This is a genomic window from Photobacterium sp. HL06, assembly GCF_059552575.1.
Genome location: NZ_CM183914.1, coordinates 1557615 through 1570202, shown reverse-complemented (window position 1 = coordinate 1570202; position 12588 = coordinate 1557615). Strand labels below are relative to the sequence as shown.

The window sequence follows — 12588 nt, the reverse complement described above, 5'->3', positions numbered from 1 at the left end:
TCAACCTTTGTTAAGCCATTTTCTCTAACCATCATTGATTAGCTGAATAATGAAATCAAGTGATTCTAATTGAGGAAAGTCTGATTTTTCAATTTTGAGACTATTAAAATCAATTCATATGGAAATATAAATATTAAATAATTTAAATAGAGAAAGATGCAAAGCAAGTATGACAATAAAAATTAGAACGTTCACCCTAATCTTATTATTAATTTGAAAATAATTTCAGGCTATATATAAATAGCCTGAAATTATAACCACTATTAATTACAAAGCTTCTACTGATAATAGTTCATCATTTAGTGACTTTTTTAGATAATCTTCCAAAATCATGTCTGCCGCTTTCTCAGCAATCATAATTGTTGGCGCATTTGTGTTGCCACCAATTAACGTCGGCATTATTGAAGCGTCCACTACTCGCAAGCCTGTTACCCCCTTTACCATTAACCGGGGATCAACCACCGCCATGTTATCTGTTCCCATTTTACATGTGCCTACCGGGTGATATATAGACTCTGCTTTCCGGCGGATGAATGCTTCCAGCTCCTCGTCTGTCTGAACATCTTTGCCAGGAAACACCTCAACACCTCGGTAGCGATCAAACGCAGGCTGCTTCAGAATTTCACGAGACAACTTAATACCCTTCACCATAATGCCTATATCCTCTTCATTCTCGAGGTAGTTTGCCTTGATTAATGGTGGCGTACTCGGGTTGCGATCCCTAAGTGTCAGGCGTCCGCGGCTTTTAGGGCGTAGGTTACAGGCATGAAGTGAGTATCCGTGCCTGACCGTCTGCAATAAATTCAGGCCATGGTTATCAAGGAAACAGGGGGAGAAATGAAACTGCACATCAGGAACTGCCTGATCGGGTGAGCTTTTCACAAATCCACCGGCTTCAGCAATATTGCTGGTGAAATTTCCTTTTCGAAACAAGACATAATCAACAATACCCTTTAAAGAGCGTAGCAACGCAACGGGTGAAAATCCGACTGAATAGAAGGTTTTCTCACGGGTTACCGCCAACACATCCAAGTGGTCCTGCATGTTTTCACCAACCCCAGGAAGGTCGCAAACAACAGGTATATTGTGTTGATTTAGTTGTTCTTTGCTCCCAACTCCCGATAGAAGTAACAACTGTGGGCTATTAATCGCCCCACCGCTTAGCAGTACTTCCCCACGGCAGCGTAACGTCTGTTTCCGGCCATCTTTAAGGTACTCTATCCCTGTCGCTTCCCTCCCATCAAACAATACCCGTGTTGTAAGTGCATCGGTAATAACAGTCAGATTATCTCTTTGCTCTGCCGGCCGTAGGTAGCCGACAGCCGTACTGCAGCGCTGTCCATTTTTTTGCGTAACCTGATAATAACCAACGCCTTCCTGCTCCTCGCCATTAAAGTCCTGAACAAACCTATGACCAGCTTGTTTGGCTGCCTTGATGAAAGCTTCTGATAGTGGGTTTTTTATCCTCAAGTCAGAAACACTCAGCGGGCCATTGGCCCCATGGTAGGCATCCCCACCTCGCTCCTGATTCTGGGACTTCTTAAAGTACGGCAACACATCCTGATAGCCCCATCCTTCATTACCCAGCGATGCCCATTCGTCATAATCGCAGGCATGCCCACGTATGTAACACATCGCGTTAGACGCACTGCTTCCCCCTAGTGTTTTTCCCCGTGGCCAGAATAACTCTCGGTTATTCAAATTAGGCTCTTTCTCAGTGTAATAACGCCAGTTCATTTTCTTTGAATGCATCATACCTATGAGGCCAAGAGGAACATGAACCATTACACTGGAATCTTTCGGGCCAGCTTCAACCAGGCAAACTTTAATAGTCGGATCTGAAGACAGCCTATTAGCAAGTACACACCCTGCCGAGCCTGCCCCCACAATTATGAAATCATACATAATATCCTCTCAAGTTAATCGCGATGATTTGCCAGCCAATTTATAAACCCAGTCATTAGTCTTGCTTATTTATTACAACTTAAATCATAGATTACTTTAACGTTTTTTGATTTCTTTCCTTCGCTAAATTGTGAATTATTCAGTTTTACAAAATAAAAAGGTGATCTGTTTAATATTTTTCACCATTAATTAAAGACAACAGCTCTGACCAGTGTAGTTTATATTTCTGAAAGGAATATGAAAAACGTTGCTGGAACATTAAGGAGATCGAATGGCATATTTTCTGACTGGTGGTACAGGCTTTCTTGGCCGTAACCTTATCACCCGTTTATTGAAGCGTGAGGGTACTATTTATGTACTTTGTCACGATAAGTTGGCGAAAGATCGTTTAGCCTCTAGCCTACAGGAATGGAATGTCCCTGCTGATCGCATAATGTCAGTTCAGGGGAACCTTACCCAGGAAGGCTTAGGGTTATCAGAATCAGATATTGCCGCACTTAGAGGGAAAATCTCTCACTTCTTCCATCTTGCTGCGATCTATGATCTCAAAGCGACGGCTGAAGCTCAGGAAGCCGTCAATGTTGCCGGTACTCAAAATGCTGTTGATGCCGCAGAAGCGCTACACGCAGGTTGTTTCCACCATATCAGCTCTATCGCTGCTGCTGGCCTTTATGAAGGTCACTTCCGCGAAGACATGTTCAATGAAGCAGAGAACCTAGATCACCCTTACTTCTCAACCAAGCATTTATCGGAAAAAGTGGTCCGAGACAAATGTACGATTCCATTCCGCGTCTATCGCCCTGGAATGGTCGTTGGTGATTCAAAAACAGGCGTTGCAGATCGCGCTGACGGGCCGTATTACTTCTTCAAGATGATACAGCGTATTCGTAATGTACTGCCTGCATGGGTGCCGACCATCGGCCTTGAAGGCGGGCGTTTGAATATCGTACCTGTCGATTATGTTATTGATGCTTTAGACCATATTGCCCATAAAGATGAGCTTGATGGCCGCTGCTTCCATTTAACGGATCCAAAACCTTATCGTTCTGGTGAAGTTCTCAATATTTTTGCTGAAGCCGGTCATGCTCCGCGCATGGCACTACGCTTAGATACAAGACTGTTTGGCTTTATCCCAAACCAGGTTAGAAACGCGATTCTTTCATTACCGACTATCAAGCAAATTGCTGAAGTCACAATGAAAGACTTAGGAATTCCCTCTTCAGCCCTGCAGTTTTTCACATACCCGACTGAATTTGATTGCCGTGAAACCCAAATAGCACTGAAAGGTTCAGGTATCGAGTGCCCTCGCCTTCCGACCTATGCCCCTGCAATTTGGGACTACTGGGAGCGCCACTTGGATCCGGAGATCTCTGGTGATCGCAGCTTAAAAGGTCGCGTTGAAAACAAGATCATCATGATCACAGGAGCTAGCTCTGGTATTGGTCAGGCAACCGCCTACAAACTAGCGGAAAATGGCGCTGAGATCATCTTGGTCGCTCGCGATGAAGAGAAACTTGCCCACACCAAGCTAGAAGTTGAGAAACGCGGTGGTATCGCACACACCTACCAATGTGATTTATCAAGTATTGAACAAGTTGATACTTTGGTTGAAAGTGTACTCGCAGATCACGGCCGCGTTGATATTCTCGTTAACAATGCCGGTCGTTCAATTCGACGCTCCGTTGCCAATTCCGTTGATCGTTTCCATGACTTTGAGCGCACAATGCAGCTGAACTATTTTGGCGCGTTGAAGCTGACTCTGGGTTTACTGCCAAGCATGGAAGCACAGGGAGGTGGTCATGTTATCAACATCTCGTCAATTGGTGTGCTAACTAATGCACCGCGATTTTCTGCGTACGTTTCATCAAAAGCGGCAATGGATGCATTCACTCGCTGCGCTGCATCTGAATACTCTGATGTAAATATCAATTTCACCACCATTAACATGCCTTTGGTGGCAACACCGATGATTGCACCAACCAAGATCTACAAATCGGTACCAACGTTAACACCAGACGAAGCTGCCGATATGCTAGCAACGGCCATTATCGATAAGCCAAAGCGCATTGCCACTAACTTGGGAATTTTTGGCTCCCTCGTACATGCCCTGTTCCCGAAACTGGCTGAAATTATCATGAACAGCAGTTTCCGCATGTTCCCTGACTCTAAAGAAAGTGAGCAAGGAAAAGAACAAAAAGGCGAAAAAGCCTCTTCGGCAGAGCTCATTGCATTCTCTGCGCTGCTGAAAGGTATTCATTTGTAACAGTAACAAGCACTTACTACTGAAGTGTTGGCTAGATAATTATTATTTAAGGAAAAAATCATGGCTGATTTAAAAGCAAACTTCGAACAAGCTCAACTAGACGTTAAAAAACTGACTAAGCGCCCATCAAACGATGAACTGCTGGCATTATATTCGCTATACAAGCAGGCAACAGACGGTGATGTGCATGGTAAACGTCCTGGTATGTTTGATTTCAAAGGTGCTGCTAAGTATGAAGCATGGGAAGGCCTAAAGGGCATGGACGCTGAGACAGCAATGCAACAGTATGTAGATAAAGTTGCTGATCTAGCTGCTGCTTACGCATAAAGACTTTTTGTTAAATAATGAAAAGGCCGCATAGCGGCCTTTTTTGTTCTAATTAATAATTTAGATATAGCATTGTACTTTTATACAGTATTTATAATTCCATCTATCGGATCACACCCTCGACTGATAACTCCCAGATTGTCACACCGTATCCTCTCATCAATTCATCCAGTCGAGCAGCGACTGTTTCCATCCTGCAACGAGCCTAATAATAACCTGTCTTCAACAAAGTGCTCCTAACAGGCCTGCACTTATACGTTCACATCAAAATGAACACCAGCCTTGCTTCAGTAAAATCACCTATTGGACCAGCCTGCTGTTTGCACATTGCTTTGTGGCCTGAAAGCGTTTGGTTCCAGTCAGTTAAGCAAATCTCAAGCGTAAAAAAGCCATATAACACAACGTTATATGGCTTCTAGTTACAAGAGGAGTTTCAGAATCAGTGCAAGTTCACCGCTTTTGCCTTTTCTTGCGTTTCAAGGCTATCTTGATTTTTCGCTCTCTCCTGAGGGTCAACCTCAACTGTCGCCGACAGCATCTCGGTTAGTTTAGCCAACTGTTTTTCCAGTTCTTCTACTTTCTTTTGCTTTTCAATAAACAAGCGCTCGAATTCTTCATCTTCAGGCGTTAACGAGTAGTTCGCTGCCTCAACCGCTGTTTCAACTGCAAGCGTTTCATCTTCTTGATATTCAAGTTGCTCTGAAACTGCCGACACCGCCGTATTCATCACTTCAAATTCGATGTCTGCCAGCGCTTCATTCATATACTCTGCAATCATTTCAAAGCCAGGCAGCGACTGGTTACAAGCCACCAGTGAGTAATACATGGTATCGGCATTACTGAAGAAGGTGATATTCAGTGTTTGTCCAGGCATTAGCAGTGATACCGGATACTGCTCTTGCACTTTGGCACCCATAAAATACAGCTTTTCTTTCGCGCCGGGTACATTAGAGATAAGCAAATTACTGACTGGCGGAATAAAGTTATTCAGGCCAAACTTGCCACTAAACAACGAAACGCCATTGACCAGCAATGAATAATTGACATAGGCATCTGGCGAGATATTCAGGGCTTCTTTCTTGAGGTCTAGAGTCGCATGCTGAATTGCCTCTAAGCGTTCCAGTGCACTTAGGTGCGGTTTACCTAGCTCGACATGGCCAACAGACATTTTGTTACCTTTGGCTTCCGCATCGCCTTTGCCACGCAAGTTGATCGGCATCATCGCAACCAAAGGCTTTCGCAGCGGTATCGCACGATCATTGAGGTAGCGGTTGAGTGCAATATCACTGACGGTAAACAAAACATCGTTCATTGAAGCGCCGGTGATCCGGCTGATGTGCTTTAGCTGCCCAATCGAGAAGTGGCCCAGACTAACAGCCCGGCTGCGTTTCGGGCTAAGGTTAAACGGTGTTTTGGGTGCGGTAAAAGGTACTTTTAAATCACAGTCGGCAAGCTTCACGGCCTTAAGCGCTAACTTGCTGCCAAGCCGGAACATCGATGGGATCAGCGAAATCTGTTTAGAGGCTGCCATCGCTGTTTTCATCACCATATCTGTCAGGTGTGTTTCTGCACGGCGATCCGATTTACTCTTACGTAAATCACACTGCCAGAATGGTTTGGCAAACGAGTCTTCAACATCTGCTGAGCAGCTGTCCGTAAAGATGCGCCCTGCTCGTACCCCGTCTGCCATGGAGTGGTGAATTTTCATCACTAAGGCAACACGGTTGTTTTCAAGCCCACCAATTACCCATAGTTCCCACATCGGGCGGCTACGATCCAACACTTGACTGTGAAGGCGACCAACCACTTGCTGAAGCTGCTGCTCCGTTCCAGGAGAAGGCAGCATGGTGATCCGCAAATGATCCTCTAGGTTAACTTTGGACTGAACATCCCAACGGGGCTTACCTGTCAGCGACCAGTTCAACTTCCAGTTAAACGGGGCAACGGCCTCAGTTTGCTGCAGGAAGTGGCTGTAAAGTTCCTGGGCAAACGAGTCTGCATGCTCTTCTGGCGGCTCTAAAATAACCAACCCAGTCACATGCATCGGTGTTTTTGCGGTTTCAAAGGCAATGAAACTGAAATCAAGAAGAGACAAACTTGGCATATGATGTTCCTTTATCTAGCTTGCTTGGCGGCCAATCTGCCTCAAACAATAATCAGTGAACCTAAAACAATCGTTAGTTGCTGTTATTTTACTTCTTTAGTCAGTTTCTCTACCGCTTGCTGCAGTTGATCAACCTTTTCTTCAAAATCTGACAGGCGATTGCGATCAAGTCCACAGGTCTTGTTCAGGGTCCAGTTAAACTGAGATTCTGCGCGTTCGGTAATGGCAGACTGCGTCATTTTAACGCGTTCCAGTGTTTCGGATTCAACCTCTTGACCTTTCTCAACCAAGCCGTTAAATCGCTTTGTCACTAAATGCTGGGCCATACCCACCTGCTCTATACCTTTACTGTATGCGCCCAGGCTAGCCAACGCGACATTTTTCAGCGATGCCTCACCGATATCAGTCGCTGATTTAATATTGCCAATCATTTTCACTGGATTAATCATAACTCGTTTCCTATTAATGTCTCACAGAGAATTAAAAATTAAATCTATAACTGAAACTGAGCCTAACAATAATAATTAGATCATTCTTTCTAATCTATTCTATTTACTGATAGCAAGATCACAGATTGTTGCCATACGGCAATATCTTTAACTTTCAGCTCCTTACAAGCAACACGTTCGACACCTTCAATAAATTAGAATACTCCACCTAATCGTATTTTTTTTGTATAAAATATGTTCACTGTGACTGAGTTCAATTTATTGGAATAAAACAATCATCAAATTATAAAACTAGAGTGACGACTCTATTCTTAAAGCTAAAAATGCTCAGAAATAATAATAAAAAAATGCTTACCTCCAATAAGAAAATTGAACAAGGAATGCAAAATGTCAGTATTAGAGTTAGTTGATACCAGTATTACTACCGCCCTTACCGCTACTGCTACCTCACAAGCAAAACCAGCCGCCACGGAATTTTCTGAAGCTGACAAGCTGGTTGACCACATCATTGAGGTTATAGGTAAAGAGATTGTACTTGGTGCCCCTCTGGCAATAGGTAAATCAGTCTCCTTTATCAACGCGTTGTATCAACGGGCAAAGTCTGATCCCAGTATTTCGCTGCGCATTGAAACCGGGATCACACTGGAAAAACCGGTCGGAAAAAGTCAATTAGAGAAAAACTTTCTCGAACCGTTTGTTGAGCGTGAATTTGCCGATGTCCCTGATATTGACTACATCATGGACTTAAGAAAAGGGGCCGTACCCGCAAATATCACCATCAGTGAATTTTTCTTTAAAGCGGGCAGTTTTATGAATAGCCCGCAGCAGCTTAACTACACCAGCACCAACTACACCCATGCCGTTCGCGATTTGCTAGACAAGGGAGTAAATGTTGTTACCCAGCTTGTAGCCAAACGAACTATCGATGGAGTGACTACTTACAGCTTATGCAGTAACTCGGATCTGGCCCTCGACTTTGCACCTGTCTTGAAAGAGATGCAAGACAATGGCACACCTGTTGCCATGGTCGCAGAAGTCAACTCGAATATGCCTTTCATGCGAAACCATGCCGAAGTCGCTGATAATGTATTTGATTTTGTCCTCGATCAGAATTTAAAGCCTGGGCATAAAGATTACGCCCTGTTTGCCGCTCCTCACGCCAGTATTTCACCCGAAGATCATATGATTGGCTTTTATGCCAGTACTTTGGTGAAAGATGGCGGCACACTGCAGGTTGGGATTGGTTCACTCAGTAGTGCTCTTATCTACAGTGCTTTACTTAGACACCAAAATAACGGTGTTTATAACCAGATCATGGACGAACTGAAAGTCGCTGAAAAGTTCCCGGTTTGCCGTACTGTGGGTGACCGAGGCACATTCGAAGAAGGTCTATATGGCTGTAGTGAGCTGATGGTAGACGGCTTTATCAACCTGTTCAAGGCAGGTATCTTGAAGCGTGAGGTATTTGAAGATCTCACCATTCAGACCTTGCTCAACAGAAAGAAAATAACCACCGATGTGACGGTTTCGACGTTGCTGACACTACTCGAGCACGGTGCAATTGAGCAACAGTTAACCGTACAGGATGTTAGCTACCTGAAGCGTATTGGTGTATTTCATCAATCGGTTGACTTCGCCAACGGCCAGTTACAGGCTCACCACCAGACAATGTCGGCAAACCTTGCCAATGCCGAAGCCCTTCAGTGGATCACGAAGTACTGCTTAGGCGACAAACTTGCCGGTGGCGTTGTCATGCATGGTGCATTTTTCATCGGCCCGAAAGACTTCTATGATGCACTTAATGCGATGAGTGATGAGGAGCATAAGAAGTTCTGTATGACCAGTGTTAACTATGTGAATGATCTATATGATCATTTCATTGGCAACCAGAAGTTAAAACAGGCTCAGCGTAAGCATGCACGTTTCATTAACTCGGCGATGATGGTCACACTGAATGGTTCAGCGATTTCAGATGCACTAGAAAATGGCCAAGTGGTCAGTGGCGTTGGCGGTCAATACAACTTTGTAGCCCAATCACATCAGCTACCTGATTCACGCTCAATCATGAAACTCCGTAGCTGTACGGTACGAAACGGTAAGCTGAAGTCGAACATTATGTTTAACTACGGCCACACCACCATACCTCGCCAGCTACGCGACATCGTTATTACAGAATACGGTATTGCCGACTTACGCGGTAAGCCCGATCATGTTGTATACACTGAGTTGATTAAAATTGCCGATTCACGTTTCCAGCAGCAGCTGCTCGAACAGGCGAAAGCGGCTGGTAAAGTCGCCAAAGACTATACGATCCCAGTGGAGTTCGGCAACAACACCCCTCAGGCGATTAAGAGCGTTTATCAAAAATATACCCAGCAGAATATATTTGGTCCATTCCCGTTTGGCTGTAGCTTCACAGCAGAGGAACTTCAGCTAGGCAAAGCCTTAAAATCTCTAAAGGCGAAGACAGCAACACCAACAGGTAAGATCAAATGTATATTGCATGCTATCACTTCAGCTAAGTCCGATCAGGCTTTGCAACCATTATTAGAACGAATTGGTTTAGAGAACCCAACCAGTATCCAAGATAAGCTGACACAACGTTTGCTAATCGCGGAACTCAGAGGCCGGTAAACGGCCCATTCAATGTGAGCACGCTGAAAGAGGTAATTCATGGCAAGAAAAAACAAGGAAATAGCATTGTGTCCCTACGCCGCTATTTGGGGCTGCCCTAAGTGCCCGGTCAAAAAAATCTGTCCGGGGAAAACCACCATTGGGGATCAGCCTCTAAAGCCTAAGGCTAATGAGGTACAAAACAAGTAATACCGATGTATGCGCCATTGCATCAACAAGAAAGAAAGCCATCGCGCTTTCTTTCTTGTTTATTGGTGCCAATATGGACTAAGACGAAGCTTTTTTAGTAAACCTTCGCGAACTTGTATACAAAATCAGAGATAAATGGTGGTAATAATTTTATTTTCTCATACTCTATGTAACTGAATGTTGCAGTAATCAAATAGCTAGTACCGATTATCCATTTAGTTCACCCGCTAACTAGACGAAAACCTTTCTAAAAGGGTTATCATCCAATCGCTCGAACCACTAAACACAGTGTCGAACGGTACTAGATGAGCATTTAGGAGAAATGTAGTTAAAATGCCTGAGAAGAAAAAACCAGCGCTGAAGAAATCAGCCTCTGATCAAGCTGGTCAGACCCAGGATGATGTGGTCTATGGGCACATTTTTGATGCCATTCTAGAGCAGCGCCTACCGCCGAATACCAAACTCAATGAAGAAGCACTCGGTGAAATTTTTGGCGTCAGCCGAACGATCATTCGCCGTGCCTTGCTGCGTTTATCTGTTGAACAAATTGTCAATATACGACCAAACCGTGGTGCGATTGTTGCTGCCCCTAGCATCGAAGAAGCCAAACAGGTGCTGAAAGCACGAGAAGTGCTGGAGCTTGCCATTACCGAGCTGGCGGTTGAACATGCCACCAGCGAACAGATTGAGTCTCTACGCCAACTTGTCATAGAAGAACATCAGGCTTTTGATCTGGGTGATATCGGCCGAGGGATCCGTTTATCCGGTGAGTTTCACATCCAGCTGGGCAATATGGCAAATAATACCCCACTGCTTTCTTTCCAGCGTAGTATCGTGTCGCAGACATCACTCATTATTGCCCTGTATGAAGTTGGCACTCGCAGCCAATGCTCTTTTGATGAACATAACAGCTTGCTTGATGCTATTGAATCGGGTGATAAAGCCAAGGCATTAAGCCTGATGAAAACTCACCTTGAGCATATTAAATCGAAACTGGCTCTCGATGAAGAAGCCATCACTAAAGATCTACACGCCGTTTTTTCTGACGTTATCAAGAAAAAATAGCCAAGCTGAAATGGCTAATAGAAACAAAAAAAGGAATAGCATATAAAACACTATTCCAAAGGGCCCGGACACCGTGATCCGCGCCTACCAATCAGGTTATGACTGAACAATTGCTGCTATCCTCTGGTACCAGCAATCTCTCAGCTGGCAACCTAATCAGCCAGGGTTTGTTACCGATAACAGATCAAGTCGCGCTCTGGGGTAAAATCAAGATAGCCCGGAAATCATTCACATTCGTCAGTGTGGGCCCAGTTGTAATAAGCCGATTTAACTGAGAAAAAAAGTTGTAGCCATCATTGTTATCGAGATAATGCTGGGGGATTAACCCAAGCTTTTTGCTGGCAATAAAATCCTCGGGTTGCAATATTGCACCCGCGTTATCCTCGATACCGTCAATGCCGTCAGTATCCGCGGCGAGGGCAAAAATTTGCGGGTGGCCTTGTAACTCTTGGCACAAACTAAGTAGAAACTCACTATTTCTGCCCCCCCGCCCGTTGCCTTTTACTGTGACGGTTGTTTCACCACCGGACAACAATACACAAGGGGGTTCAAATGGCTGACCATTGGCGGCCACCTGTTTCGCAATCGCAGCATGTACTTTAGCCACATCACGCGACTCCCCTTCAATTCTGTCGCTTAACACATGGGCGGGTATCCCCCAATCAAGCGCCTTCTCGGCAGCGGCTTCCAATGCCGACTGCGGGCTGGAGATGATATGGAAGGTACTCTTGTCCAAACAGGGTTCACCGGGCTTGACCGTTTCGGACCGCGGGTCATTTAGCCACTCAAAGACTGAATCAGGCATTGTTACGCCGTAACGATCCAGTATGGCCAAGGCATCATGCCTTGTTGTTGGATCAGCAACCGTGGGACCAGATGCAATCACCGTCGCCTCGTCACCAGGCACATCAGAAATTGCCAAAGTGATCATTGTGGCCGGGTACGCTGCTTTCGCCAAGCGTCCACCTTTAATTGCCGAAAGGTGTTTGCGAACACAATTCATCTCGTCTATCGCTGCACCTGATTTGAGCAATGCTTTATTGATCATTTGCTTATCACTAAAGCTGATCCCTTGTGCTGGAATACTCAGCAACGCCGAGCCCCCGCCGGATAATAAACAAATGACCAAATCACCGTGACCAAGCGCAGAGACCAAATTAAAGATCTTCTCTCCAACCTCACGTCCGGCATCATCAGGAACAGGATGGGCAGCCTCAATCACTTCAATGTGTTCACATGGCTGCGTATGGCCATACCGTGTGACTACAACACCATCTAATTCTCCCTGCCACAGCGTTTCTAGCTCATGTGCCATCGATGCAGCGCCTTTGCCCGCGCCAATAACCACCGCCTTACCGGATTTATCCTGTGGCAGATAGTCTGCAATGTGGCCTTTTGGCAAAGCATGATCAACGGCCTGTTCAAATAATGAAACCAGAAATTGGTGCGTATCTACTTGCATGGTGAGGCTCCCTGTCAACGGAAAGACTTTAAAAAAACCGGAGCTAGACCTGAACGACAAATCATATAGCGGCTATACAGTAACAATTTAGGCCAATGATTTGCCGAACCGCACAGGGGCTCCGGGATCACATAACAAAGGAGACGAAAGTTATGTGTTAGTAATTGGCGGGCAGCCGCTGAACGCATTA

Annotated in this window: 8 protein-coding genes; 4 read left to right on the top strand and 4 right to left on the bottom strand. The window is 45.0% G+C overall.

Translation table 11 applies throughout. The annotated features are described in order from the left end of the window. Nucleotides 1-267: 267 nt before the first annotated feature. Nucleotides 268-1905, bottom strand: coding sequence for a GMC family oxidoreductase (locus tag AC51G0_RS07400; RefSeq protein ID WP_496301409.1), 1638 nt, complete (start codon nucleotides 1903-1905; stop codon nucleotides 268-270). A 271-nt stretch (nucleotides 1906-2176) separates the two neighbouring features. Between AC51G0_RS07400 and AC51G0_RS07395 the strand changes: the two genes are divergently transcribed. Together AC51G0_RS07395 and AC51G0_RS07390 are read left to right on the top strand one after the other, a co-directional pair. Further along, nucleotides 2177-4168 carry an SDR family oxidoreductase gene (locus tag AC51G0_RS07395; protein ID WP_496301408.1) on the top strand — a complete coding sequence of 664 codons (1992 nt, stop codon included), beginning with the start codon at nucleotides 2177-2179 and terminating at the stop codon, nucleotides 4166-4168. Between the two features lie 60 nt (nucleotides 4169-4228). After that, entirely contained in the window at nucleotides 4229-4495 is a 267-nt protein-coding gene (locus AC51G0_RS07390) for an acyl-CoA-binding protein (RefSeq protein WP_496301407.1), read from the top strand. 439 nt (nucleotides 4496-4934) lie between these two features. On the opposite strand, the gene AC51G0_RS07385 is transcribed toward AC51G0_RS07390, so the two are convergent. Further along, entirely contained in the window at nucleotides 4935-6599 is a 1665-nt protein-coding gene (locus AC51G0_RS07385) for a wax ester/triacylglycerol synthase family O-acyltransferase (RefSeq protein ID WP_496301406.1), read from the bottom strand. Nucleotides 6600-6682: 83 nt separating this feature from the next. Beyond that, on the bottom strand, nucleotides 6683-7048 hold the full coding sequence (locus tag AC51G0_RS07380; RefSeq protein ID WP_496301404.1) for a phasin-related domain-containing protein: 366 nt from the start codon (nucleotides 7046-7048) through the stop codon (nucleotides 6683-6685). A 387-nt stretch (nucleotides 7049-7435) separates the two neighbouring features. Between AC51G0_RS07380 and AC51G0_RS07375 the strand changes: the two genes are divergently transcribed. Next, the gene (locus tag AC51G0_RS07375; RefSeq protein WP_496301403.1) at nucleotides 7436-9682 is read left to right on the top strand and encodes an acetyl-CoA hydrolase/transferase C-terminal domain-containing protein; all 2247 of its coding nucleotides are present in this window, start codon (nucleotides 7436-7438) and stop codon (nucleotides 9680-9682) included. A 522-nt stretch (nucleotides 9683-10204) separates the two neighbouring features. Further along, on the top strand, nucleotides 10205-10936 hold the full coding sequence (locus AC51G0_RS07370; RefSeq protein ID WP_496301402.1) for a GntR family transcriptional regulator: 732 nt from the start codon (nucleotides 10205-10207) through the stop codon (nucleotides 10934-10936). A gap of 184 nt (nucleotides 10937-11120) precedes the next feature. Here AC51G0_RS07370 and AC51G0_RS07365 read toward each other — a convergent pair whose 3' ends face one another. Beyond that, nucleotides 11121-12398, bottom strand: coding sequence for a glycerate kinase type-2 family protein (locus AC51G0_RS07365; RefSeq protein ID WP_496301401.1), 1278 nt, complete (start codon nucleotides 12396-12398; stop codon nucleotides 11121-11123). Nucleotides 12399-12588 lie beyond the last annotated feature (190 nt).

What these genes read in the sequence shown, in the direction of transcription:
- AC51G0_RS07390 (WP_496301407.1), top strand. Translation starts at nt 4,229, where the DNA reads ATGGCTGATTTAAAAGCAAACTTCGAACAAGCTCAACTAGACGTTAAA.
- AC51G0_RS07385 (WP_496301406.1), bottom strand. Translation starts at nt 6,599, where the DNA reads ATGCCAAGTTTGTCTCTTCTTGATTTCAGTTTCATTGCCTTTGAAACC.
- AC51G0_RS07400 (WP_496301409.1), bottom strand. Translation starts at nt 1,905, where the DNA reads ATGTATGATTTCATAATTGTGGGGGCAGGCTCGGCAGGGTGTGTACTT.
- AC51G0_RS07395 (WP_496301408.1), top strand. Translation starts at nt 2,177, where the DNA reads ATGGCATATTTTCTGACTGGTGGTACAGGCTTTCTTGGCCGTAACCTT.
- AC51G0_RS07375 (WP_496301403.1), top strand. Translation starts at nt 7,436, where the DNA reads ATGTCAGTATTAGAGTTAGTTGATACCAGTATTACTACCGCCCTTACC.
- AC51G0_RS07365 (WP_496301401.1), bottom strand. Translation starts at nt 12,398, where the DNA reads ATGCAAGTAGATACGCACCAATTTCTGGTTTCATTATTTGAACAGGCC.
- AC51G0_RS07370 (WP_496301402.1), top strand. Translation starts at nt 10,205, where the DNA reads ATGCCTGAGAAGAAAAAACCAGCGCTGAAGAAATCAGCCTCTGATCAA.
- AC51G0_RS07380 (WP_496301404.1), bottom strand. Translation starts at nt 7,048, where the DNA reads ATGATTAATCCAGTGAAAATGATTGGCAATATTAAATCAGCGACTGAT.